This is a genomic window from Fusobacterium sp. SYSU M8D902 (assembly GCF_040199715.1).
In the GTDB taxonomy this organism is placed as follows: Bacteria; Fusobacteriota; Fusobacteriia; order Fusobacteriales; family Fusobacteriaceae; genus Fusobacterium_A.
In genome coordinates this window covers 58,785-84,978 of sequence record NZ_JBEFNA010000005.1, presented here as the reverse complement: position 1 = coordinate 84,978, position 26,194 = coordinate 58,785, and the positions used below count along the sequence as shown (strand labels likewise).

Annotated in this window: 20 protein-coding genes; 14 read left to right on the top strand and 6 right to left on the bottom strand. The window is 30.4% G+C overall.

Translation table 11 applies throughout. The features are described 5' to 3' along the window. Positions 1-102: 102 nt before the first annotated feature. Genes ABNK64_RS03960 through ABNK64_RS03940 form a run of 5 tightly spaced genes read right to left on the bottom strand, consistent with a single transcriptional unit; the run spans position 103 to position 6,210 of the window. Positions 103-984 (bottom strand): ABC transporter substrate-binding protein, encoded by an 882-nt coding sequence (locus ABNK64_RS03960; RefSeq protein ID WP_349763548.1) that lies wholly within the window; start codon positions 982-984, stop codon positions 103-105. A gap of 1 nt (position 985) precedes the next feature. Next, positions 986-1,774: an ABC transporter ATP-binding protein gene (locus ABNK64_RS03955; protein ID WP_291256741.1), complete on the bottom strand. Its 789-nt coding sequence runs from the start codon at positions 1,772-1,774 to the stop codon at positions 986-988. Continuing rightward, on the bottom strand, positions 1,774-2,745 hold the full coding sequence (locus ABNK64_RS03950; protein ID WP_291256740.1) for a FecCD family ABC transporter permease: 972 nt from the start codon (positions 2,743-2,745) through the stop codon (positions 1,774-1,776). The genes ABNK64_RS03955 and ABNK64_RS03950 overlap by 1 nt, the downstream gene beginning before the upstream one ends. Before the next feature lie 37 nt (positions 2,746-2,782). Next, complete coding sequence (locus tag ABNK64_RS03945; protein ID WP_349763547.1) at positions 2,783-4,894, bottom strand: TonB-dependent receptor family protein; 2,112 nt, start codon at positions 4,892-4,894, stop codon at positions 2,783-2,785. Positions 4,895-4,941: 47 nt separating this feature from the next. Continuing rightward, positions 4,942-6,210 (bottom strand): radical SAM protein, encoded by a 1,269-nt coding sequence (locus ABNK64_RS03940; RefSeq protein WP_291256738.1) that lies wholly within the window; start codon positions 6,208-6,210, stop codon positions 4,942-4,944. A 196-nt stretch (positions 6,211-6,406) separates the two neighbouring features. Between ABNK64_RS03940 and ABNK64_RS03935 the strand changes: the two genes are divergently transcribed. Continuing rightward, positions 6,407-6,907, top strand: coding sequence for a flavodoxin family protein (locus tag ABNK64_RS03935; protein ID WP_291256737.1), 501 nt, complete (start codon positions 6,407-6,409; stop codon positions 6,905-6,907). Between the two features lie 236 nt (positions 6,908-7,143). On the opposite strand, the gene ABNK64_RS03930 is transcribed toward ABNK64_RS03935, so the two are convergent. After that, positions 7,144-7,503 (bottom strand): YbaN family protein, encoded by a 360-nt coding sequence (locus ABNK64_RS03930; protein WP_349763546.1) that lies wholly within the window; start codon positions 7,501-7,503, stop codon positions 7,144-7,146. A 188-nt stretch (positions 7,504-7,691) separates the two neighbouring features. Here ABNK64_RS03930 and ABNK64_RS03925 point away from each other — a divergent pair, with 188 nt between their 5' ends. The 13 genes from ABNK64_RS03925 to nikB all read left to right on the top strand — a co-directional run bounded on the left by ABNK64_RS03925 (position 7,692) and on the right by nikB (position 26,192). Continuing rightward, complete coding sequence (locus tag ABNK64_RS03925; RefSeq protein WP_349763545.1) at positions 7,692-9,680, top strand: TonB-dependent receptor; 1,989 nt, start codon at positions 7,692-7,694, stop codon at positions 9,678-9,680. 143 nt (positions 9,681-9,823) lie between these two features. Continuing rightward, positions 9,824-10,048 carry a preprotein translocase subunit SecG gene (gene secG / locus ABNK64_RS03920; RefSeq protein WP_291256734.1) on the top strand — a complete coding sequence of 75 codons (225 nt, stop codon included), beginning with the start codon at positions 9,824-9,826 and terminating at the stop codon, positions 10,046-10,048. Positions 10,049-10,099: 51 nt separating this feature from the next. Beyond that, positions 10,100-11,332, top strand: a complete 1,233-nt coding sequence (locus ABNK64_RS03915) for a replication-associated recombination protein A (RefSeq protein ID WP_291256733.1) — start codon at positions 10,100-10,102, stop codon at positions 11,330-11,332. Between the two features lie 12 nt (positions 11,333-11,344). Beyond that, positions 11,345-12,586, top strand: a complete 1,242-nt coding sequence (gene hisS / locus ABNK64_RS03910; RefSeq protein ID WP_300343494.1) for a histidine--tRNA ligase — start codon at positions 11,345-11,347, stop codon at positions 12,584-12,586. Positions 12,587-12,608: 22 nt separating this feature from the next. Next, positions 12,609-14,408, top strand: coding sequence for an aspartate--tRNA ligase (aspS, locus tag ABNK64_RS03905; RefSeq protein WP_291256731.1), 1,800 nt, complete (start codon positions 12,609-12,611; stop codon positions 14,406-14,408). Positions 14,409-14,749: 341 nt separating this feature from the next. Continuing rightward, entirely contained in the window at positions 14,750-16,462 is a 1,713-nt protein-coding gene (argS, locus tag ABNK64_RS03900; protein WP_349763544.1) for an arginine--tRNA ligase, read from the top strand. A gap of 205 nt (positions 16,463-16,667) precedes the next feature. Then, positions 16,668-17,624, top strand: coding sequence for an endolytic transglycosylase MltG (mltG, locus tag ABNK64_RS03895; RefSeq protein WP_291256729.1), 957 nt, complete (start codon positions 16,668-16,670; stop codon positions 17,622-17,624). 10 nt (positions 17,625-17,634) lie between these two features. Further along, positions 17,635-19,293, top strand: a complete 1,659-nt coding sequence (locus ABNK64_RS03890; RefSeq protein WP_349763543.1) for a B12-binding domain-containing radical SAM protein — start codon at positions 17,635-17,637, stop codon at positions 19,291-19,293. A 79-nt stretch (positions 19,294-19,372) separates the two neighbouring features. Beyond that, the gene (gene tilS, locus ABNK64_RS03885; RefSeq protein WP_349763542.1) at positions 19,373-20,698 is read left to right on the top strand and encodes a tRNA lysidine(34) synthetase TilS; all 1,326 of its coding nucleotides are present in this window, start codon (positions 19,373-19,375) and stop codon (positions 20,696-20,698) included. Beyond that, entirely contained in the window at positions 20,699-22,819 is a 2,121-nt protein-coding gene (ftsH, locus tag ABNK64_RS03880; protein WP_349763541.1) for an ATP-dependent zinc metalloprotease FtsH, read from the top strand. A 134-nt stretch (positions 22,820-22,953) separates the two neighbouring features. After that, positions 22,954-23,211 carry a 30S ribosomal protein S15 gene (rpsO, locus tag ABNK64_RS03875; protein ID WP_176846263.1) on the top strand — a complete coding sequence of 86 codons (258 nt, stop codon included), beginning with the start codon at positions 22,954-22,956 and terminating at the stop codon, positions 23,209-23,211. Between the two features lie 412 nt (positions 23,212-23,623). Continuing rightward, on the top strand, positions 23,624-25,159 hold the full coding sequence (locus ABNK64_RS03870) for a glutathione ABC transporter substrate-binding protein (RefSeq protein ID WP_349763549.1): 1,536 nt from the start codon (positions 23,624-23,626) through the stop codon (positions 25,157-25,159). Positions 25,160-25,265: 106 nt separating this feature from the next. Further along, the gene (nikB, locus tag ABNK64_RS03865) at positions 25,266-26,192 is read left to right on the top strand and encodes a nickel ABC transporter permease (RefSeq protein WP_349763540.1); all 927 of its coding nucleotides are present in this window, start codon (positions 25,266-25,268) and stop codon (positions 26,190-26,192) included. The last annotated feature ends 2 nt before the right edge of the window (positions 26,193-26,194 follow it).

Genomic DNA, 26,194 nt, shown 5'->3' with positions numbered 1-26,194 from the left:
TGATTTCTATTTTTTTTGCAAAAAAAGAAAAAGGCGTTGCAACTGATATTTAAAAATCATCAGTTTGCAACAGCCCCCATATTATATATCTAATGCTGTATTTTAGAAATTTTTAAGTTCATTATAAAATTCATCAATAGCTTCAAAAATTCTAGGAGAACCTCTTAATATTTTTGTTGAATCAACTATAAAAAGGTGTCCTTTTTTACCAGCAGTAATATCTTTTACCACAGGATTGCTATTTAAAATATCCTCTGGAGAACCGATTGCCATAGATCCAATCAAGAAATCAGGGTTCTCTTTAAGTAAAAATTCAGGAGAGATAATAGGTTTATCTCCAACTAAATTATCAGCTAAGTTTTTAACACCTAACAATGATAAGATTTGACCTGATAGAGATTTTGAATTAAAAGCCATCATTGGAGTTGTAGAGTAAAGAATAGCCCCTTTTAAATTAAGAGGATTAGCAGATATTTTTTCTTGAATATCTTTTAATTTATAAGTTGAATCCTCATATAATTTAGTAGCTTCTTTTTCTTTACCAGTTAATTTTCCAAAAACTTGGATATTTTGTAAAATATCATCAAAGTTATTAGAATCTACAACAAGTACAGGGATATTAAATGGTTTTAAACTAGCTCCCAATTTTGTAGACATAGCTCCAATTAAAACTAAATCAGGTGAAAATGATAGAATTTTTTCAATGCTTGTATTTGTAATGTGTCCAACACTAGGTAATTTGCTAACTTTATCCTCGGGATAGATCTTACTTCTAGCAGTAGTAGCAATAGCAGATATTTTGTCCTCTGCTCCAATCATATAAAATGTTTCAATAATAGCAGGATCTAATATAACAATCCTATTATATTCCTTTATTTTAATACTGTTTTTATAGTTATCACTTATCTTATCATTTTCTACTTTTAAAGCTGAAAATGAGTAGCTACTTATTAGTAATGTGAGTAATAAGATTACTTTTTTCACGTTATTTTCCTCCTTTTAACTTTGGGATAATATATGGAATATCCTCTTCTGTATAGAAAATAGAACATTCAAGATCATAGATTGCCTTTAAATTCTCAACAGTTAAAGTCTCTTTAGGAGTACCTTGAGCATATACTTTTCCGTCTTTTAGCATAACTATTTCATCACAAAACATAGCTGCAAGATTTAGGTCGTGAAGTACAGCAATAGCAGATAATCCTTTTTCTATAACATTTTCTTTAACTTTTTTCATCAGATCAAGTGCATGGTTTAGATCTAATGCTGATGTTGGTTCATCAAGAAGAATTATTTTAGTTTCTTGAGTTAAGGCTCTAGCTAATAAAACTCTTTGAAATTCTCCACCAGAAAGAGTTGGAGCTTTTCTTTTTATAAAGTTTTCTAACTCTAATTCACAAAGATGTTTTTTAGCAATCTCTCTATCTTCAGCAGAGTAACCGTCCCAACTATTTTTTAAATGAGGTAATCTCCCCATTAAAACAAAATCTTCAACATCCATAGCAGATACAAGTTGAGATTTTTGAGGAACTAAAGAGATCAATTTAGCTTTTTCCTTTTGAGAAATATCACTAGATTTTAAATTATCTATATAAATATTTCCACTCTCTCCATTTAAATATCCTAAAATATTTTTTAAAAGAGTTGATTTTCCACAACCATTAGGTCCAAGTATTCCAGTAAGTTTTTTCTCTTTTAAATTAAGATCAATTCCTTGAAGAATTTTTCTATTTCCATAGGAGAAATTTAGTTTTTCAATTTTTATTATGTCCATTAGAAATCTCTCCTTTTATTTTTTAATGCTAAATATAGAAAAAATGGAGCTCCGAAAAAGGCAGTTATAACTCCAATAGGAATTTCAACAGGAGCTAAAACGACTCTTCCAAAAGTATCACAAAGTAATAAAAAGAATCCACCAGCTAAAATAGTACTTGGTAGCATCTTACTATTAGAAGGACCTACTATCATTCTAATAGTGTGAGGAACAATTAGTCCAACAAAACCGATCATTCCAGAAAAAGCTACAGAGAAAGCAACTATAAGAGCAGCTACAGTAAGTGTTTTCACTTTTAATTTATTTACATCTACTCCAAGAGAGTGTGCCTCTTCATCTCCAGAAAGTAGAGCATCTAATTCATATCTTTTTGAGTAAAAATATATTAGTGAAAAAACAAGAGGTATTAATATAAATATAACTCTATTCCAAGTAGCATTTCCAAGATATCCCATCATCCACATTGTAATCTTAAAAGAATCCTCTCCAATAAGATACATAGCAAAAGATGTGAAGGCTCCTAAAAATGATGATACAGCAATTCCTACTATCAAAAGAGTTGCAACATTTACTTTATTACCTTTTTTAGCCATCTTAAATATTAAAAGTGTACTAGCCAAACAAGCTACAAAAGCTAAGACACCATACATGAAGTCAGGCATATTAAAAATAAAAGCAATTACAGCCCCAAAAGTTGCACTTGCTGCAATTCCAATAATATATGGATCAGCAAGAGGGTTTTGAAAGACTGTTTGAACAACAGCCCCACTAGATGATAACATCATTCCTACAAGAAGTGACATTATTATTCTAGGTAATCTAAGATTAAAGATTATAGTTTTTATATAATCTGGAGCTTTCCCTGGAGAAAATATATACTCCAGAGGAATTGGAACACTCCCTAAAGGTATAGAGAGTATTCCTGTTATAATTATTCCTATTGTAAGTACGATAGGTAAAACTTTTTTCATATAATTCCTCGCATTCTAATTTCTATGATTCAGAATATTATAGGCTATATCTGAATCCTACATAATAATTTCTTTCTGCTGCTGGATCATAAGTATAACCATTTTTTTCACTATAATCAACACTATCATAGTATTTTTTATCGAATAGGTTATTGATTCCAGCATAAAGTGTTAGTCCGTTATCAAATGAATATCCAGTTCTTATATTAGTAACTGTATAGCTACTTCTTTTTCCACTAAGATTATCATTTTTAATATAAGAGTCTCCTGTATAAATTACTTCACCATTAATATTAAAGTTAGGAGTGAAATCATATTTAGCTCCAAAAGTAAATTTATGAGTAGGAACTCCCTCTATTTTTCTACCTGCTAGATTTGCACCATTGATTTTATTTCCATTAGTATCGTATTTTTTTTCAGTTCCCTTTTTTATTTCAGCATGCATATATTGATATGATTCAGATAAAGTTAATTTTCCAAAATACTGTTCTAATGCTATCTCGGCACCAAATCTTTCTGTTTTATCAATATTATAGTTTAATGTTTGTTTTCCCATTCCAACCATATAAGTATAGATTTCATTATTTGTTTGAGTATAGAAAACAGATGTATTGATAGAAGTATTTCCAATATAGTCACTCATACCTAACTCTATACTTCTATATGTTTCAGACTCTAAATCATTAAGTTCATATTTTGTTACAGACATAGGTCCCATAGGAGTCTTTTTTTCATAAGGAACAGTATCAGTTAAAAGTGCTGGTGGTGGAGAAGTAAATCCTTGTTCTAATCTAGTATAAACTTTTCCTGTATCAGAGTATAAATAAGAACCTGACAATTCTAATGCAAAATTTTCTTCAACTTTATTTTTATTTAAAGGGTCAGTAGGAGGTAGAGCTATATCAGGTTTACCAGGTTTACCAGGTTTACCAGATTTCATCATATTAGCCATATCTAAGGTAGATTTTCTCCAAATATCATATTCAGATCTTTCATATCTAAATCCTTGATTAAATTCAAAATTACCAGTAGCAAAGTTATTCATAACAAAAGCACCAAAAGTTTCTTTGTCAAATTTATTTTGCGTGATAATAAATTCTTTTTGGTCCATATTAGCCCATCTTTTTGCTTCATTATCAATATAATCTAATCCAACAACTACTGATGAAGTTTTATTTTCTCCATAATAATATTTTAACTTAGGCTTAATTCCTTTCTTTTTATCATCAAAGAAACCATAAGGTTTTTTTCCTTTGTCAGAAATTTTTAAATTTGTTTCATTTTGAAAAGCAACCATATTAAACTCTAAATTATCACTTAATTTAGTATTGTATGTTAAAACATAATCATCTTTTTCGGTATTAACTTTAGTAACTTTATTACCAGCTTGCTTTCTATCCTCTTGTAATTGTTTTCTAGTAAGCATATCAGGTGAAAAAATATCAGATTCGTGATGAGAATATTTAAATTCAAGTGCTTGCGTATCACTGATATTATATTTTAAATTTCCTTGAAAAAATTCTGTGTCATCATGACTTTGACTACGATAGCCATCAGCATTTGTTTTACTATACATAACATTAGCATCAAAATTTCCTAGAGATTGTCCAGCAGAAACATCATACTTATTTCCACCAAAACTAGTATGGTCATAAGCTACATCAGCTCTAAGTCCTTTTCCATTTTTTGTAATAATATTAATTACCCCACCAGCAGTACCACTACCATATAGAACACTTCCTCCACCAGGAATAACTTCAATTCTTTCAATAGAACTTACAGGAATAGTATTAATTGGAGTACTTGTCATAGAAGTATCTAAAGAATTTACAGCAACTCCATCTATTAATATTTGTACATTTCTCTTAGCAATAGCACTTCCTTGTCCTCTCAAATCAACAGTAGAACCAAATGTATCTTTAGTAATAGAAACACTAGGAATATCTTTCAAAACATCTAGCACAGTTTTATACTCTTTTTCCTTGATCTTATCAGAAGTTACTATAGTTGGATTAGCAGCTGTTTTTCTCATTTCAGTAGCGAATCCAGTTGTAGAATAGATAACGCTTTTTCCTAGGTCGATACTCTCTTCTCCATAAGCAGCTACAGCAAGCAGTGCTAAAAGTAATGTTACTTTCTTTTTGTTCATATGTTTTTCTCCTTTTAAAATTAATATTTTATTTGAAAATTAAAGTCTTATTTATTAAATATTTTTTCTAGTATAAACCCGATTGTATCAATTGAAAGATTGTTACCCCAGAACACTCCATCATTTGTAAAATTAAAGCTCTCTTCTGTTTCTAAAACAAGTTTTTTATCTTCATACTCCTTCATTTTTTCACAGAAGAAACCATATTCCTCGTCAGATAAAACATCTTTAATATCTTTTTTAGCAATTATAGGGAATTGCATAATTCCTGAAAGTTTTCCAAATTTAGAATGAACATCTGTCTGTTTAGAGTAGAAAGACATCTCTTTACTCATTCTGTATACTCCAATTCCTTGTACACTTCCACCAGCACCCACACCAATAGGGAAAGTATCTCCACCGGTATTTCTAACTTTTATATATTGGTAATTGTCTCCACCTTTTTTAGCAATTTTAGTTAGTTCTAAAATATGGTATTTATCCTCTCTAAGCATTTCAGCTACAAAGTGAGAGTAAAGTAGATAATCTTTTTTCATATCCTCTTCAAGTTTTACTCTTTCAGCTTCAATATCTTTTGAAAGTTTAGAACCATCATGTACCATAAGTGAGTAGAAACTAGCACTGCTTAACTCTAACTCTTTTACAATTCTAGCATCTTCAATAACCTCTTCAAAAGTTTGATCAGGGAAATTATAGATAATGTCTACACAAACATCTCCCTTAAAGAAATCTTTAAGTTTTTTAAGTCTTGATTTAACTTCCTCTTTCCCGTAAGTTCTGTTGTAGAAAACTCTTCCTCTATCTGAAAAAGTTTGAATTCCAACACTAAGTCTATTAACTCCGTATTTCATCATAACTTCTAATTTTTCTTCAGTCAAATTGTGTAAAGTTGTTTCAAATGTAAACTCATAATCATCACTAAGTTTAACATTATCTCTTATACTTTGAAGAATAATCTCTAATTGTTTAGGCTTATAAACAGTAGGAGTTCCACCACCAAAGAATATAACATCAAATGTACTCTCTTTGAAGTAAGTAGTTTTTCCATATTTATTAAACTCACTAGCAACGTATTCTGCATAGGAATCTAAGCTTCCATCAATTTGCTTTCTATTAAGATTACAAAAAGAACAAATTTTATCACAATAAGGTGTGTGAACATAGATAGCTTTCTTTCTATCATCAGGTTTAATCTCTAACATAGCTTCAAAACTTTCCCCAGTAGCTTTTTCACTTTGAACGTACTTGTTGATAAGTCCATTGCTATCGTGATGAGATTTGAATCTTTTTTCAAATAACTTTAAATTTTCTGTCATTATTTCCTCCAAATTAATTCCTTTACATAATAATTCCTTCAAAAATAATTTTATTTGCAAAATAAAATTACTATAAATATATTAAACTGTTTATTAAAGATTGTCAAGTTAAAAAATAATTGTTTTTAATTGTTTGACTTTAAAAATAAATTGTGATATAAAATAGAAAGTAAACTAAAATAACTAGGAGGGAAAAATGAAAACACTTATTGCTTATTCAACACTTACTGGAAATACTAGAAAAGTATGTGAAGCTGCAAGTAAAGCCTTTTCACAAGTAGAAGTGAAAGATATAAAAGAGGTGGACAATTTAGATTATGATCTAATAGTTGTTGGAACTTGGATAGATAAGGGAACAGCTGATGCAAAAGCTAAAAAATTTATAGAGACATTAAAAAATAAAAAAGTGGCATTTGTATTCACATTAGGAGCATATCCTGATTCTAAGCATGCTGAAGATTGCACAAATAATATAAAAGAATTATTCACTGAAAATGGAAATGAAGTAATAGGACACTATCACTGCCAAGGAGCAATTGATCCAAAACTAATAGAGATGATGAAAAAGAATTTTGGACCTGATCATCCACATGGACCTAATCCAGAAAGAATAAAAAGATGGGAAGATGCAAGTAAGCACCCAGATCAAAATGATTTAGATAAAGCATATGAGTATTTTAAAGAATTAATAAAATAATATTTAATTGAGTAAGTATCTAGATAATAGATACTTACTTTTTTTATTGCGTTAAAAATTATACTCCAAAAAATATAAAAGCTGTCAGATTTTTATATGCACTGACAGCTTTTATATTGTTGTTAATTAAGTAAATTAAAATACTTTAAAAGAAAGGATTAATTGAATTATATATTAAAATAAAATAAAAGTCAAGAAAAAAATTAAAAAACTAAATATTTTTATAATCAAAATAATTATTTAAGAGTTTTTAACTTTAAAATATGGTAGGAAACTCCAATTAAAACAAGGATTAAAAATATTTTGAGGTGTAAATTAGAGATTCTAGATAGTGAGAAAGTTATACTAACTATAAGTAAAAGAATTGCAAAAATCTTATTTTTAAGAGTGATTCCTTTTTTCTCTTGATAGTCTCTAATATATTGACCAAAGATTTTATTTTCTAATAAGTATGTATGAAATTTCTCTGATGACTTACTAAAACAATAAGCACTTAGTAATAAAAATGGAGTAGTGGGTAGAAGTGGAAGAAAAATACCTATACATCCTAGTCCTAAAGAGATGATTCCAAATATCAAAAAAACTTTTTTTAGCATAAAATACCCCTTTCATAAAAATTTATTTATAAATATATCTAATTTTTTTTAAAAAGTCAAATAAATATTTAAAATATATATATTTAGTATTTCAAAAAAAACTTGACAAATTACGTCTATATATTTATAATTTAAAAAGTTTTGAAACAGAAAATATTTTTTTATTAAATTGAAAGGGAAAAGAAAGAATGAGAACAAAAATAGCATTACTAAGTTTAATACTATCAGCTGTTGCACACGGAGCTGATATTGAGTTAGGAAAGAGTGTAATTTCAGCTACAGGATTTGAAACTGCACAAAAAGATACTGTAAAAAATGTTTCAGTGGTTACTGCTCAAGAAATAGAAGAAAAAAATTATCAAAGTGTTACTGATGTGTTGAAGGACATTCCAAGTGTTAATGTAATAGGTGATTCAAGTAGTCCTAAAATAGATATGAGAGGACAAGGAAAAGACAATGCAGATAGCAATGTTCAAATATTAATAGATGGGGTAACAATAAATACTATTGACTCTTCACATGGATCTACTCCATTAAATACAGTAGCAGTTGAGAATATCGAAAGAATAGAAGTTATTCCTGGTGGTGGAGCTATACTGTATGGTAGTGGAACTAGAGGTGGAATAATAAATATCATAACAAAAACAGGAGCTGGATATCAAGGTGGAAGCATAGGTGCTGAATATACAAGTTATGGTACTAAAAAAGGAAACGTAAGCTATGGAACAACTTTAGGAAAATTAGGAGTAAGTGTTGATTATTTAGATGAAAGATACAGAGGATTTAGAGATGAAGATGAAAGTGATAATAAAAACTTTCAAACAACATTAAACTATGATCTTGCAGAAGATAAAAAACTAACATTTAAGTATTTAAGATTTGAAGAGAAAGGTACATATCCAACTTCGTTGACTAGAAAACAGATAAATGAAGATAGAGAACAATCTGGATATGATTCTGGAATACTACCAAGTGAAAAAGAGATTAAAAAGAATGAATTTAGTTTAAAGTATGAACAAAAAATAAATGATAAAATAGATTTTAATATTCTTACTTCATATCATGATATGAATATGGTAACACATGAATATAAAGATATGAATCAAGTTATGGATATGGACGATACAAGAATAGCTGTAAAACCTAAAATGAGAGTTAAATATAGAGAGAATGACGAATTAATTTTTGGATATGATTATGTAAAAGCTAAATTAGATAGAAAATCTATAGGTTCTATGAAAATAAGTCCTACAAAAACAAGTTATATAAAAGCTGATTCAAATTTAACAAAAGAAACAAATAGTTTATTTGTGTTGAATAAAAATAATTTTGGTAAATTAGAATTTACACAAGGGCTTAGATATGAGTATGCAGAGTATGATCTACATAGAAAATACAATAATTTACTACCTTTAGATGAAACTGTATCAGAGGATAACTTTGCGTTAGAGTTGGTTACAAATTATCTATACTCAGATACTGGAAATATTTATGCTAGAATAGAAAGAGGTTTTACTTCACCAAAGCCAACAGACTTGTATGATAAGGTAAATAATCAATATACTTTAAATAACCTAAAATCTGAAAAATATTTAACATATGAAATTGGAGCTAGAGACTATATTTATGATAGTTTAGTAGGAATTACAGGGTTCTATACAACAACAGAAGATGAGATTTATAAGGATACTCAAGGTCTTAACTTCAAATTTAAAAATATAGGAAAAACAGAAAGATATGGAGTTGAATTATCAGCTGAACAGTATTTTGATAAATTAACATTGAGAGAAGGATATTCATATATAAAAACTAAAATTAAAGAAACTGCTCCTGGTGAAAGTAATACAAAAGGAAAAGAGATAGGTAATGTTCCTAATCATAAATTATCATTAAGTTTAGATTATAAGCTGAATGATAAAGTAAGTTTATCTTCAACAACAGTTTACTCAGCAAAGTATTATTTAAACAATAGTAATACAGGTGGTAAGCAAAATAGTTATACAGTAACTAACGTAACTATAAACTACTATCCTATGCCAACTTTAAAATTATATACAGGAATAAATAATATATTTAATGAAAAATATTACGATTCAGTATCTATGAAGGGAAATGAATATATGTTTGATCCAGCTGCAGAGAGAAACTTTGTTTTCGGATTTAAATATAATTTCTAAATAAAACAGTAAAATCAAGGTCATTTGATCTTGATTTTATTGTTTTTAAGAAAAGTCAAGGAATTTTTATATAAATATTGACCGAGATAAGTGGTTATGGTATAATTTAATAGATTATTTAAAGAATTTTTGGGAGGAATAAGATGGAAACTTTATTTACAGTTCTACTATTTATCTTTGCCATTACATTAATAGTATTAGTACTTATACAACCAGATAGGAGCCACGGAACATCTGCAAGTATGGGATTAGGAGCATCAAACACTGTGTTTGGAATATCAAAAGATGGAGGGCCTTTAGCTAAAGCAACAGAAATTGTGGCAACACTATTTATTCTTAGTGCACTTTTATTATACTTAGTGAAATAAAGAGAGAGGCGTATTGAGGGCAATACGTCTTTTTTATAGGTAGATGATAGAATGATGAACAATCTTTTTGGGAATAACTATGAGAGTATGAAACCCTTAGCTGTAAAGTTGAGACCACAAAGTCTAGATGATTTTATAGGGCAAGAGAAGCTTTTAGGGAGTGGAGGAATACTCAGAAAACTGATAGAAAAACAGAATATATCAAACTCAATTTTTTATGGACCACCAGGATGTGGAAAAAGCTCGATAGGAGAGGTAATTTCAAAAACTACTAATAGTAACTTTGAAACTTTGAATGCAACAACAGCATCATTAAATGATTTGAGAGAGGTTGTAGAGAGAGCTAAAAAAAGTATAGAGTTTTATGGAAAAAGGACAATACTATTTTTAGATGAGATACATAGATTTAATAAAACTCAACAAGATGCATTGTTATCATATTGTGAGAATGGAACTATAACTCTTATTGGAGCAACTACTGAAAATCCTTATTATAGTTTGAATAATGCCCTATTATCAAGGGTTATGATATTTGAATTTAAGGCTTTGACAAGAGAGGACATAAGAAAGATTTTAAAAAGAGGGGTAGAGAAGTTATCTTTAACTGATGTGAGTGAGGAGATAATAGAGTGTATCTTAGATATTTCACAAGGAGATAGTAGAGTAGCTTTAAATTATTTAGAGCTGTATAAGAATAGTTGTGCTGATTTACAAGTTGATGAGATCTTGGAGATATTTAAAACTAGACAAGCTTCCTATCACAAAGAGGAGGATAAGTATAATTTAATATCAGCCCTAATAAAGAGTATGAGGGGAAGTGATCCTGATTCAGCTCTATATTGGTTAGGGAGATTATTGGCTGGTGGTGAGGATCCAAGATATATAGCAAGACGACTTGTAATACATGCAAGTGAAGATATAGGAATGGCTAATCCAGAGGCAATGTTAATAGCTAATAGTGCTATGATGGCAAGTGAGAGAATAGGTATGCCAGAGATTAGAATAGTACTAGCACAAGCTGTTGTGTATATAGCTATTTCTACCAAAAGCAACTCTTGTTATATGGGAATAAATAAGGCATTGGAAGATATAGAGAAGGGTGATTTAGAGGCAGTACCACCAACTATTGGTCACAATGCAAAGGGATATAAATATCCACATGACTATCCAGGGAATTTCATAAAGCAGAAATATACAAATAAGAGTAGGAATTACTATATTCCTGGAGATAATAAGAATGAAAAACTTATAAAAGAAAAATTAGAAAAGTTATGGAAAAAATAAAGAGGTGAGAGAATGAAGCTTATAAAAGCTGCTAGAGGAACTAAGGATATATTTGGAGAAGAAGCTGTCAAATATACATATATATCTAAAATGGCTCAAGAGATTTTTGAGAGTTATGGATATACATATATAAAGACTCCAATATTTGAGGAAACAGATCTTTTTAAAAGAGGAATTGGAGAGGGAACAGATGTAGTAGAGAAAGAGATGTATACTTTTAAAGATAGAGGAGATAGAAGTTTAACATTGAGACCAGAAAATACAGCATCTGTAGTAAGATCATATTTAGAGAATGCTATTTATGGAAAAGAAGATGTTACAAAATACTATTATAATGGATCTATGTTTAGATACGAGAGACCTCAAGCAGGAAGACAAAGAGAGTTCAATCAGATAGGGGTTGAAGTTTTAGGTGAGAGTTCGCCTATATTAGATGCAGAGGTTATAGCAATGAGTTACTCTCTATTAGAAAAGTTAGGGATCAGTGACTTAGAGGTTCACATTAACTCTGTTGGAACAAATGCTTCACGTACAAAATATAGAGAGAATCTATTAAATTTCTTAGAACCAATAAAAGAGGAACTTTGTGAAGATTGTAGAATGAGAATGGAGAAAAATCCATTGAGAGTATTGGATTGTAAGGTTGACAAGTGTAAAGAGTTGACTAAGGAGGCTCCAAGTATAATAGACTCTCTTACAGAAGAGGAGAGAGCTCACTATGAAACAGTAAAAAAATATTTGGATATATTTGGAGTGAAGTATGTAGAGGACTCAAGACTTGTTAGAGGATTAGATTACTACTCAAGTACAGTGTATGAGATAATAACAAATAAATTAGGGGCTCAAGGAACTGTATTGGGTGGAGGAAGATATGATAATCTACTAAAACAGCTAGGAGATAAAGATATACCAGCAGTTGGATTTGCAGCTGGAGTGGAAAGAATGATGATGTTGTTGGAGGATTATCCTAAGAATAATCCGGATGTATATGTAGCTTGGTTAGGAGAAAATACACAGGAATTTGGACTAAAAATTGCAAAGATTTTAAGAGATAATAAAATAAAAACTTTTGTTGATTTCAATGCTAAAGGAATGAAGTCTCATATGAAAAAAGCAGATAAACTAAACGTTAAATACTGCATAATAGTAGGAGAAGATGAGATGAATAAAGATGTAATAGTCTTAAAAGATTTCAATGCAAGAACACAAGAGGAAATGAGTTTAGAAAAAGCAATTGAAATAATAAAAAAATAGATATATTAAGGAGAGGGTAAAAATGATTTACAGGACTCATAATCTTGGTGAATTAAGAAAAGAGAACATTGGACAAACAGTTACACTTTCTGGTTGGGTAGATACAACTAGAGACCTAGGAGGATTAACTTTTGTTGATTTAAGAGATAGAGAGGGAAAAACTCAAGTTGTATTTGATATAGAAGTAGCTCCAAAAGAGATAGTTGAACAAGCTCAAAAATTGAGAAATGAAGCAGTTATAAGAGTAGTTGGAACTGTAAAAGAGAGACAGAGTAAAAATATGAATATCCCTACTGGAGAGATTGAAGTATTTGCGACAGAACTTACAATTTTAAATAACTGTGATGTATTACCATTCCAAATTACTGGAACTGAAGATAATTTAAACGAAAATATCAGATTAAAATATAGATATTTAGATATCAGAAGACCAAAAATGTTAAACAATCTTAGAATGAGACATAAGATGATAATGGCAATTAGAAACTATATGGACCAAGAGGGATTTATAGATGTTGATACACCATTATTAAATAAATCAACTCCAGAAGGAGCAAGAGACTTCTTAGTACCTTGTAGAATAAATCCAGGAACTTTCTATGCTTTACCTCAATCACCACAACTTTTCAAACAATTATTAATGATAGGTGGAGTAGAAAGATATTTCCAAATAGCAAAATGCTTTAGAGATGAGGATTTAAGAGCAGATAGACAGTTTGAATTCACTCAATTAGACGTTGAGATGTCATTTGTAGAGATGGATGATGTTATGAATACAATAGAGGGATTAGCTAAAAATGTATTCACAGCTATTACTGGAGAGAGTGCAGATTACAAATTCCCAAGAATGCCTTATGCTGAAGCTATGTCAAGATTTGGTTCTGACAAACCAGATGTAAGATTTGGAGTTGAATTAAAAGATTTAACAGATATTGCTAAAACTTGTGGTTTTAAAGCATTTAAAGATGTTGCTGAAAATGGTGGATTAGTAAAATGTATAACTGCTCCAAAAGCTTTTGAAAAATTCTCAAGAAAAGTGTTAGGAGAGTATGAAGAGTATGCTAAGAGATATTTTGGAGCAAAGGGAATGGCTTATGTAAAAATAGCTGAAGACGGAAGTATAACTTCTCCAATAGCTAAATTTTTCTCTGAAGAGGAGATGGCAAATATAGTAAAAGTTGCTGAAGCAAACCCAGGAGATGTAATATTGATAATAGCTGATAAAGCTAAAGTTGTATACGGAGCTTTAGGAGCTATGAGACTTAGAATAGGAAAGGAACTTGATCTAATAAACAATGATGAGTTTAAATTCCTATGGGTAGTTGATTTCCCAATGTTTACTTATGATGAAGAAGAGGGAAGATACAAGGCTGAGCACCACCCATTCACTTCAATAAAAGCTGATGATATGGAAGCTTTCTTAGGTGGACAGACAGAAAATATAAGAACAAATACTTATGATATGGTATTAAATGGATTTGAGATTGGAGGAGGTTCTATAAGAATCTTTAATCCTGAAATTCAGAATAAAGTTTTTGAAAGATTAGGATTATCTTATGAAGAGGCTAGAGAAAAATTTGGTTTCTTTGTAGATGCATTTAAATATGGAGCACCACCTCATGGAGGACTTGCATTTGGAATTGATAGATGGTTAATGGTAATGTTAAAAGAAGCTTCAATAAGAGAAGTTATTCCATTCCCAAAAACTAATAAAGGTCAATGTTTAATGTCAGAGGCACCTAATTTTGTTGACAAATCTCAATTAGATGAACTAAATATTGCTGTAACAGCAAAAAATGATGAAAAAATCGAAGAAAAATAAAAAATAAATTTAAGATTAATACTTGAAAATTTTATAAATAAGTGATATAATTTCCTTAATAAGAATAGATGTCTGACCTACTCGTTATTTCTTGAGGTTTTGGGCCTAATGTCGTCACGGGGTTGGCGCTGCTTTCAGTAGCTCAGCAAAGTCACGAATAGCTTAGAGCTTAAGTTGATTACGGACTCTGTATGCTGTTAGTAACTGACTACCACTTATGGTTTTGGCGACTAAAACTGTATTGAAGACGGTAGGTTGGAGCTTTTCTTTGGGACTTAGTCCCTTTTTTTTATTTATTTGAAAAAATGTCACAAAATATAGTTAAAAGAAGGTGAAATGAAGTGCATATTATTGAGAAAGAGATAAGTAGAATATTTGAAGAAACAGTTAAAAGACTTTATCCAGATAAAGAGTTGAAAAAAATAGAAGTATCAGTGGCTACTAATGAAAAGTTTGGAGATTTTCAAACAAACTTTGCTATGATGAACTCTAAAATAATAGGGAATAATCCAAGAGCAATAGCACAAGAGGTAGTTGATAATTTAGTTGAGAATAATGTAATTGAGAGATTAGAGATAGCTGGACCAGGATTTATAAATATATTCTTAAAGAATGAATATTTAGGTGAGTTATTGAAAAAATCAAGAACTGAAAAGTATGATTTTTCATTCTTAAATAGAGAGGGAGATGTAGTAATAGATTTCTCTTCTCCTAATATAGCTAAGAGAATGCATATAGGACATCTACGTTCTACAATAATAGGTGATTCTATAGCAAGAATACACAGATATTTAGGTTACAATGTAGTTGCTGATAACCATATAGGAGATTGGGGAACTCAATTTGGAAAACTTATAATAGGTTATAGAAGATGGCTTGATAAAGAAGCTTATAAAGTGAATGCTATTGAAGAGTTAGAAAGAGTTTATGTAGAGTTTACTAAGCAATCTGAAGAGCATCCAGAGTTAGAAGAGGAAGCAAGACTTGAACTTAAAAAGTTACAAGATGGAGATGAAGAGAACTTTGCTCTATGGAAAGAGTTTATAAAAGTGTCTTTAGATGAGTATGAGAAACTATATGGAAGATTAGATGTACACTTTGACACTTATTATGGGGAGTCTTTTTATCATGATATGATGCAAGGTGTAGTTGAGGAGTTAATCGAGAAAAATATAGCAGTAGAAGATGACGGAGCAAAGGTTGTATTCTTTCCAGAAGAAGATAATCTATTCCCATGCATAGTTCAGAAGAAAGATGGAGCTTTCCTATACTCAACTTCTGATATAGCAACTGTTAAATTCAGAAAAGATAACTACAATATAAACAAGATAATCTACTTAACAGATGAAAGACAGCAAGATCACTTCAAACAGTTCTTTAAAATAACTGATATGTTAGGTTGGGAAGTTCCTAAGCACCATATTTGGTTTGGTATTATGAGATTTGCTGATGGTGTGTTCTCTACAAGAAAAGGTAATGTAATTAGACTTGAGCAACTGATGGATGAAGGAAAGAAAAGAGCTTACGATATAGTCAATGAAAAAAATCCAGAGTTATCAGAAGTTGAAAAGGAGAATATATCTGAAATAGTTGGAGTTGGAGCTATTAAGTATGCTGACTTATCACAAAATAGACAGAGTCCAATAATATTTGAATGGGATAAGATATTGAGCTTTGAAGGAAATACAGCACCATATCTTCAATACTCTTATGCAAGAATTCAATCAATATTGAGAAAAGCAGAGTCTGAAGGTAAAGCAATAGATTATAGCAAAGAGATAGTTATAAAGGATAAGCAGGAGAAGGTATTAGCTAATCACATAGCAGCATTCCCAATGGTTATAATCAAAGCAGCTGAAACATTTAAACCAAATGTAATAGCTGACTATCTATTTGAATTATCTAAGAAATTTAACAGTTTCTACAATAGTTGTCCTATTCTTAATCAAGAGGATGAGATTTTATTCTCAAGAGGATTACTTGCTAAGATAGCTGGTGAAACTATAAAAGATGGACTAGATTTACTAGGAATAAAAACTTTAGATAGAATGTAAGAATATATAGACTACACCTAATATTTTAAAATAGAGGGTGTAGTTTTTATTTTAAAAAGTTTTTGTATAAAAGGAAGTTAACTTGTAAATTAAGATATTATCAAGTATAATAGACATAAAGTATCACTAGTAAGGGTAAGAGGAGAATTTATGAATTGAAGAAAAAATAATAATCAAGAGATAATAAATACAGGGAGAAAAATAGATGAAAAAAAAATTATATAGTGTGATAATATTTTTAACCTTTTCACTTATTATTTTAGGTGGATATATATTTTTTCAAATTAAAGGAAAGACAGACTATAATTTGGAATTAAATATAGAAAAAAATCAACCACTTATGAGATCTCTAGCCAAGCTACCAAAATCAGATAGCTTAATATTTAAAGTATATTTAAAGTTACGAAACAATGGAAGAGGAGTAAAAGCTGGAACATATCATATTGAGGGTGAGTACTCATTAGAAGAAATAATAGATATATTAGAATCTGGAAAGGGAAGAATTGTAAAAATAACGATTCCAGAGGGGTTTAGTATAAAGCAGATCGTAGCATATTTAGAAGAGAATAAGCAGATAGACAGAGATGAATTTTACAGAGAGTTGAAAGAGGCTAGTAAAGAGTTTCCTTATCCAACACCAGAGGGGAATTTTGAAGGGTACCTATATCCAGAAACATATTTTTTACCAGAGAATTTTGATGAAAGAACACTTATAAATACCATGTTAAAAGAGTTTTTAAAGAAATTTCCAAGTGAAAAATATCCAGATAAGGATGAGTTTTATCAAAAGTTGATAATGGCCTCTATATTAGAAAGAGAAGCTTTAGTTAAAAGTGAAAAGCCAATAATGGCATCAGTATTTTATAATAGAATAAAAAAGGGAATGACTCTCTCATCAGATGCTACAGTTAACTATGTATATGATTATAGTAAGAAGAGAATATACTATAAAGATTTAAAAGTAGATTCTCCATACAATACTTATAAATATAAAGGATTACCACCTGCACCTATATCTAATCCAGCAGTAGATTCTTTAGAGGCAGCTTACAATCCAGCTCAAACAGATTATCTATTTTTTGTTGCAACTGGAGATGGTAGTCATTATTTTAGTAAAACATATAAAGAGCATTTAGAATTTCAAAGGAAAAATAAAAATTAAGGAGTAAAGAGTGAAAAAAATAGTTTTAGCATCAATAAATAGCCAATATGTGCATTTGAATGTGGCTGTTAGGTATTTAAAAAAATATGTGGAGGAGAATTGTGATACTAGATTAGATATTTATGAGACTAATATTAATAATCAGTTGATAAATATAATCAAAGACTTATTTGAAAAGCAACCAGATATGATAATTTTTTCTACATATATTTGGAACAAGGAGTATGTTTTTTCATTGATAAAAGAGCTGAAAAAAGTGCTACCAAATGTAAAAATAGCATTGGGTGGTCCAGAAGTTTCATATAAATGGGAAAGAACAATTGAAGAAAATAGTGAAATAGATTATATTTTTACAGGTGAAGGAGAGAAGATACTTTTAAACTTTTTTACAAAGGATATAAAAGAGGTAAAAGGAGTTGTCTACAGGGAAGACCAGGAGATAAAATATAATGGAATGGAGACTCTTATTGATAATTTAGATGTGATACCATTTCCTTATGATGATGAAGAGCTACTAGATAGAACGAAAATATTTTATTATGAATCTTCAAGAGGTTGTCCTTTTAACTGTTCATACTGTATGTCATCAATTGATAAGAGTGTGAGATACTATTCTATTGAGAGAACCAAGAAGGATTTAAAGAGATTTATTGACTCACCTATAAAATTATTAAAGTTTGTAGATAGAACTTTTAATTTAAGCAAGGAAAAATATATGGCTATTTGGAGATTCCTACTTGAGAATTACAGAGAGGGAATAACATTCCATTTTGAGATAAATGCTAATATCTTTGATGAGGAAACATTGGATTTCTTAGAAAAAGTACCTAGGGGTTATTTTCAATTTGAGATAGGGGTACAGACAATAGATGCTCAAGCTATGAAGAGCATAGGAAGAATTAACCATTTAGAAAAATTAGCTCACAATATAGGAAGAATTAGTAGAAATATACATCTACATTTAGATTTGATAGCGGGACTACCCTATGATACTTATGAGAAGTTTAAAAAATCTTTTGACTATGTACATCAATTGAAACCAGAGATGATACAGTTGGGATTTTTAAAACTTTTGAAGGGGACAAAGATGTATGATGAAAGGGAGAAATATGGATACAAATATTTTTCTAAGCCACCTTATGAAGTTTTTTCAAATGATTTTATAAGCTTTGGTGAGATAATTAAGCTAAAAAATCTTGAAAAAGTCTTAGATTTTTACTATAATTCTGAGAAATTTCAAGAGAGTGTACAGTGGATTATAGATACCCATTATAGTAGTGCTTTTGATTTTTATGAAGAGGTAGCAGAGTACTTTGATAGAAATGGATATTTAAAGGTTAGTCATAAAGAGAGTGCACTATTTACCCTTTTATATAATTTTTATGAGGAAAAGGAGTTTTCAGAAAAAGATGTATTTTTAGAATACTTAAAATATGATTATTTAATGCTTGGTAAGGCAGGTTTTTATCCTGAATGGTTTAAGAGTGAGAAGGATGGAGAGCTTTATGACAAGCTAATAAAAGAGGAAAATTATAAGAGTATAAGAGAGGGACATAAGAATAGTGAGTTAGAGAGATTTAGATATAACATATTTACAAAATCTTTTGAAGATATATATATATTCTTTGATTATAGAGATAAAACAGCCAAAGTGGTAAAAAATTCTTGACTCTATTTATAAAAAACTTTGGAAAAATAGGTTAATATATGTTATAATTTTATGAAATGATATATAAAAGAGTGGTTTTATGAGATTGTTCAAAAAGATAATAGAGAAAAATAGAAAAGAGAGATTAATTGAGAATGGAGATAAGCTTGTAATAGGTTTTTCAGGAGGACCAGATTCAGTTTTTTTGACAGAGATGTTATTAAAATTAAAAGAGTATATTGAATTTGACTTCGTTTTAGTCCATATTAATCATCTGTTGAGAGGAGAAGAGGCTCAAAGAGATGAGGATTTTTCAATTGAATATGGAAGAGAAAGGGGCATAGAGGTATTCGCTAGAAAGATTGATATAACAACACTGGGAAAGGAACAGGGGCTGACTTTGGAGGAAGCTGGACGTGAAGCAAGATATGGATTTTATCAAGAGATCTTGGATAAAATTGGTGGGAATAAGATAGCCTTAGCTCACAATAAAGATGATCAGATAGAGACTTTTATGTTTAGATTGTCAAGAGGAACAGGACTTTCTGGTTTAGAGGGGATAAACTCTAAAAGAGGGATCTATATTAGACCGATTTCTGAAGTTTACAAGAGAGAGATTTTAGGATATTTAGACGAAAATGGGATTGACTACTGTATAGATAGTACAAATTTAGAAAATGAATTTACTAGAAATAGTATAAGGTTGGATCTGATTCCATTTATAGAGCAGAGATATAATCCGAAATTTAAAGATAAGATTTTTTCTCTGATTGAGGAGATAAGAGAGACAAACAATTTTGTAGAAAGAGAGATAGAGAGATTTTCTAACTGTAAGGAATTAAATATTGATGAAATTTTACACTTTTCAAAGATGATAAGAGGGAAGATCTTAAGTAAATTTCTTTATAGATACAATATCAAGGTAAATAGAGAGAAGATCAATCTCATTGAGAGTATTTTGAAAAATGGTGGAAGTCAAGAGCTTATTTTAAGTGAGAAGTATGTCTTAAAGAAGGAGTATAATCTACTTAGAATAGATGGGAATAGAGTTTCTAAAGAGAGTTTGGAGGCTAAGAGTTTGACTGTACCAGGTGTAATAGAGTTTGGAGATTACATCATAGAAGCTAGTTATGAAAAGGTGAAGGAAAAAAATAGAGATGTCTATTATACTAATATAAAAACAGGGGATACTCTTTTAGTAAGAGTAAGAAAAGATGGTGATAAGATAGTTCCAACAGGAATGAAGGGTGAAAAAAAACTGAAAGATATTTTTATTAATGAGAAGATTGAGAAGGAGAAAAGAGACTCTATTCCTCTGATAACATATGGTAAAGATATAGTTTGGATAGCTGGAATAAGAGGAAATGAGAAGTATAAGGGGACAGAAGAGTACTGCGTTAAATTAAGTGCAAGGAGGAAAAAATAATTGAACGATAAAAATTTATTTGATGAGAATGAAGATAAAAAGATAGACGAGAAGGAAAAAGAGTTAAATTTAGAAGAAAAAGATGAAAATAAAGCCTCAGAGCAAGACGAAGAGAAAAAACAGAGTGAAGAGGTAAAAGAGAGAAAAGAGGAGCTTAGAAATAAACTTAAAGAGGGAATGTCTAAGAATAAAGATAGTAAAAATCCTAAAGAAAAAGATGAAGAGAATAAATTTAAACAGTTAGGTGGAAAGTTTAACTTCAAAGGATTTATAATGTTGTTATTTATAATAACATTGGTAATGTCTCTGCCTTCAATCTTATCAGATACTGCAAAAACACCAAGTGACGAGGTTTCATATACAGAGTTTATTCAAAATATAAAATCTGGTAAAATTAAAAAAGTAGATGAAAAAGAGGGTTATGTATACGGATATTCAGCTGATGAAAAGAATGTGTACAGTGCTAGAATGATAACTGATAGATTGGGAGGAGATCCTAAGCTAGTAGAGACTATAGAATATAATGGAGTTGGAATAAAATCAGTTCCACCTCAACAGATGCCATTGTTATTGAATATTTTAATATCTTGGTTCCCTATGCTATTATTAATAGGAATCTGGATATTTATGATGAATAAAATGGGAAAAGGAAATGGTGGAGGACCACAAATTTTCAATGTTGGAAAATCAAAAGCTAAAGAGAATGGAGAAGATGTATCTAAAGTAACTTTTGCTGATGTTGCAGGAATTACAGAGGCTAAAGTGGAATTAGAAGAGGTTGTAAAGTTTTTAAGAGAGCCTGAAAAGTTCAAAAATATAGGTGCAAGAATACCTAAAGGAGTATTGTTATTAGGAGCACCAGGAACAGGAAAAACTTTACTGGCTAAAGCGGTGGCTGGAGAGGCAAAAGTTCCTTTCTTCAGTATGTCAGGATCTGAGTTTGTTGAGATGTTTGTAGGGGTAGGAGCTTCAAGAGTTAGAGACCTATTCAATAAAGCAAGAAAAAATGCTCCATGTATAATCTTTATAGATGAGATAGATGCAGTTGGAAGAAAGAGAGGATCTGGACAAGGTGGAGGAAATGATGAAAGAGAGCAAACTCTTAACCAACTTCTTGTTGAGATGGATGGATTTGGTACTGATGAAACTATAATAGTTTTAGCAGCAACAAATAGACCAGAGATTTTGGATAGAGCTCTAATGAGACCAGGAAGATTTGATAGACAAGTTTTTGTTGACAGTCCAGATATTGATGGAAGAGAAGCGATATTAAAAGTTCATGTAAGAGATAAAAAGTTAGCTAAAGATGTTAATTTAAGAACAATAGCTAAAAAGACACCAGGATTTGTAGGAGCAGACTTGGCAAACCTATTAAATGAGGCAGCAATTTTAGCAGCAAGAGATAATAGAGAAGAGATCACTATGGAGGACTTAGAAGAGGCTTCAGAGAAGGTAAGTATAGGTCCAGAGAGAAAATCTAAAAAAGTGATAGAGAAAGAGAGAAAGATAACAGCTTATCATGAGGCTGGACACGCTGTAATGCACTATGCACTACCTAATACAGATCCAGTTCATAAGATATCTATCGTTCCTAGAGGTATGGCAGGAGGTTATACAATGGCTTTACCTGAAGAGGATAGAAGTTATAAATCAAAAAATGAGTTCTTAGATGAGATGAGAGTATTATATGGTGGAAGAGCTGCGGAGCAGATTGTATTTGGAGATATTACAACTGGAGCAAGTAACGATATTGAAAGAGCTACAGCTATAGCTCATGCTATTGTTACAAGATTTGGAATGAATGAGAAATTTGGACCGATCTTATTGGATAATACAAAAGAGGGAGATTATTTCCAACAAAAATACTATAGTGATGTAACAGGTAAAGAGGTAGACGAAGAGATCTTTAAAATAGTTCAAACTATGTACAAGGAGACTTTGGATATACTTACTAAATACTATGATAAATTGGATGCTGTAGCCAAGGCATTATTAGAGAGAGAACACCTTAATAGAGAGGAGTTTGAAGCTATTATGAAAGGTGAGAGCATAGATGAGATAGAGCAAGAGAGTGAAACAGTAGAGATATTAGAGAACTCAAATATGGAGATAGAAGATTAATAAAAATTTATAAAGATACTTTACAATATGGTATAAGTGTGATATAATTACAAAGGAATTTAAGCTCAGTTTTGCGGTTAGCCTCGTATTACTTAGCTTAGATAATATATAATTAGGAGGAATTCAAAATGGCTATGAGAAGTAAAGCAGAAATCATTAAAGAGTTTGGAAAATTTGAAGGAGATACAGGATCAACTGAGGTACAAATCGCTCTATTAACAGAGAAAATCAACCACTTAACTGATCACTTAAGAACTCACAAAAAAGATTTCCACTCAAGATTAGGATTATTAAAAATGGTAGGACAAAGAAAGAGATTACTTGCTTACCTAACTAAGAAAGACTTAGAAGGATACAGAAACTTAATCGCTAGATTAGGAATCAGAAAATAGTTTTAGCAGAGAACGAGGTTTTATACCTCGTTTTTTTTATAATAGAAAAAATATATAAAAAACATATATTTTTTGAAAGAAGGAAAAAATAATAGTAAAATTTTTGTAAATTAATACCAATAAAATGGTATTTTTTTCAAAACAGGATTATAAAAGAAATAAATATAGTTTTAATTTATAATTTGAATCATATGAATATATATCATTAATTTGACAAATATTAGATAATGTAGTAAATTTCTAAGTATAAGATAAAAAAGTATTTCGTTATTTGGAGAAAATATAATAATTTGAGAACAAGAGTATTATAAAGAAACACATCTTAATATAATACTCTAAAAAAATATGCTCATTGAAAAATTTTTTTCAAAAAACTGAAATATAAAAAAACTAGGAGGAAAATACTATGAATATGAAAGGGAAGTTACGTTTAGTATTGGCAACACTATTATCAGTATTTTTATTTGCAGCTTGTGGTGGAAGTAAAGATGCAGCAAGTGGAGATGCAAAAGTAAAAGATACAATAGTAGTATCTGATGGAGCAGAGGCAAAATCATTAGATCCACATGCAACAAATGACGCACAATCTTCAAGAGTAACAGTACAAATTTATGATAGATTAGTAGAGCAGGGAGATAATATGGAGATAGTTCCAGGATTAGCAGAATCTTGGGAACAACCAGATGGAAAGACAACTATATTCCATTTAAGAAAAGGTGTTAAATTCCACAATGGTGAGGAATTAAAAGCATCAGATGTTAAATTCTCACTTGATAGAATGAAAGCATCACCTCAAGTTTCTCATATAATAGGAACTGTAGAGGGAGTAGAAGTTATTGATGACAACACTGTTAAAGTAACTACAACTCAACCATTTGGAGCTTTATTAAGCCACTTATCACACCCAACAGCAGCAATTATGAATGAAAAAGCTGTAAAAGAGTATGGAGATTCTTATGGACAACATCCAGTAGGAACAGGACCTTACAAATTTGTTTCATGGCAATCAGGAGACAGAATAACTCTAGAAGCAAATCCTGAGTACTTCTTAGGAGAGGCTCCTATAAAAAATGTAGTATTTAGACCTATCGTAGAGGGATCAAATAGAACAATAGCTATTGAAACTGGTGAGATTGATATAGCTTATGATATCGAAGGATTAGATAAAGATAAATTAAGAAATGATGATACAGTTGTATTCTTAGAAGAGCCATCTTTATCAATTGACTATATTGGATTTAATACTAAAAAAGCACCATTTGATAATGTAAAAGTAAGACAAGCTATAGCAACAGCAATCAATGCTGATGATATAATAGCAGCAGTTTATAAGGGATCAGGAACAAAAGCTAATTCATTAATAGGACCAAAAGTATTTGGACATACTGATGAAGCAAAAGCTTGGGAATACAATGTAGAAAAAGCTAAACAATTATTAGCAGAAGCTGGATATCCAAATGGATTTAAAACAACAATTTGGATCAATGAAAATCCAGATAGAAGAGATATTGCTGTAATATTACAAGCTCAATTAAAAGAGATAGGAATAGATATGACAATAGAAACTCTTGAGTGGGGAGCATACTTAGATGGTACTGCAAGAGGAGATCATGAAATGTTTATCCTTGGATGGGTAAGTGTAACTGGTGACGCAGACTATGGATTATTCCCATTACTACATAGTTCTACTTTCGGAGGAGCAGGAAACAGATCATTCTACTCAAATCCAAAAGTTGATGATCTATTAACAAGAGCTAGAAACTCAGTGGATCAAGAAGAGAGAAAAGAGCTATATAAAGAGGTTCAAATAATGGTTCAAGAAGATGTTCCTCTATATATTACTGCATATAAAGCACAAAATGCAGCATTACAAAAAAATATAGAAAATTTCAAGCTGAAAGCAGCAGGACATCATAGACTTTATGGAGTAAAATTTAAATCAAATTAGTTTAAAAAAAGGCTGTGTCTTAAAGATACAGCCTTTTGTTTTAAAAATTAAAACTTAGAAAGAAAGGAGAGGACACTTGATTTAAAGGATGAGTGTCAAAAATAGTATGCACAAGTATGTATTGAAAAGAGTTTTACTACTTATTCCTGTATTGTTAGGAGTTTCATTATTAGTTTTTGCAATAATGTCGTTAACACCAGGAGATCCAGCTCAATTAATATTAGGGGAAAATGCACCAAAAGCAGCAGTTTTAAAATTGAGAGAAGAGATGGGACTTAATGATCCATTCTTTATGCAGTACTTTAGATTTGTAAAAAATGCTATAATGGGAGATTTTGGAAGATCATATACAACTGGAAGAGAGGTATTTGGAGAGATATTTGCAAGATTCCCAAATACATTGATATTAGCAATTATAGGAATTATTATATCTGTTTGTATAGGAATTCCAATTGGTATAATTTCAGCTACAAGACAGTATTCTTTCTTAGATAGTTTTAGTATGGTAATTGCTCTATTAGGAGTATCAATGCCAGTATTCTGGTTAGGACTTATGTTAATTTTAACTTTCTCAGTAAAATTAGGTTGGCTACCTTCTGGAGGATATAATGGACTGAGCAGTATAATACTACCTGCTATTACCTTAGGGGTAGGATCTGCAGCTATAATTACAAGAATGACACGTTCATCAATGCTAGAGGTAATAAGACAAGATTATATAAGAACAGCTAGAGCAAAGGGTGTAACTGAAAAAGTTGTTATTAATAAACACGCCTTAAAAAATGCACTTATTCCAATAATAACAGTTGTTGGATTACAATTTGGACATCTATTAGGTGGAGCAGTTTTAACAGAGTCAGTTTACTCATGGCCAGGTGTTGGAAGATTGATGGTAGATGCAATAAGACAAAAAGATACACCTACAGTATTGGCAGCCGTTGTATTCTTAGCAGCAGCTTTTAGTGTGGTAAACTTATTGGTAGATATATTGTACGCTTATGTTGATCCAAGAATAAAATCACAATATAAGTAGTA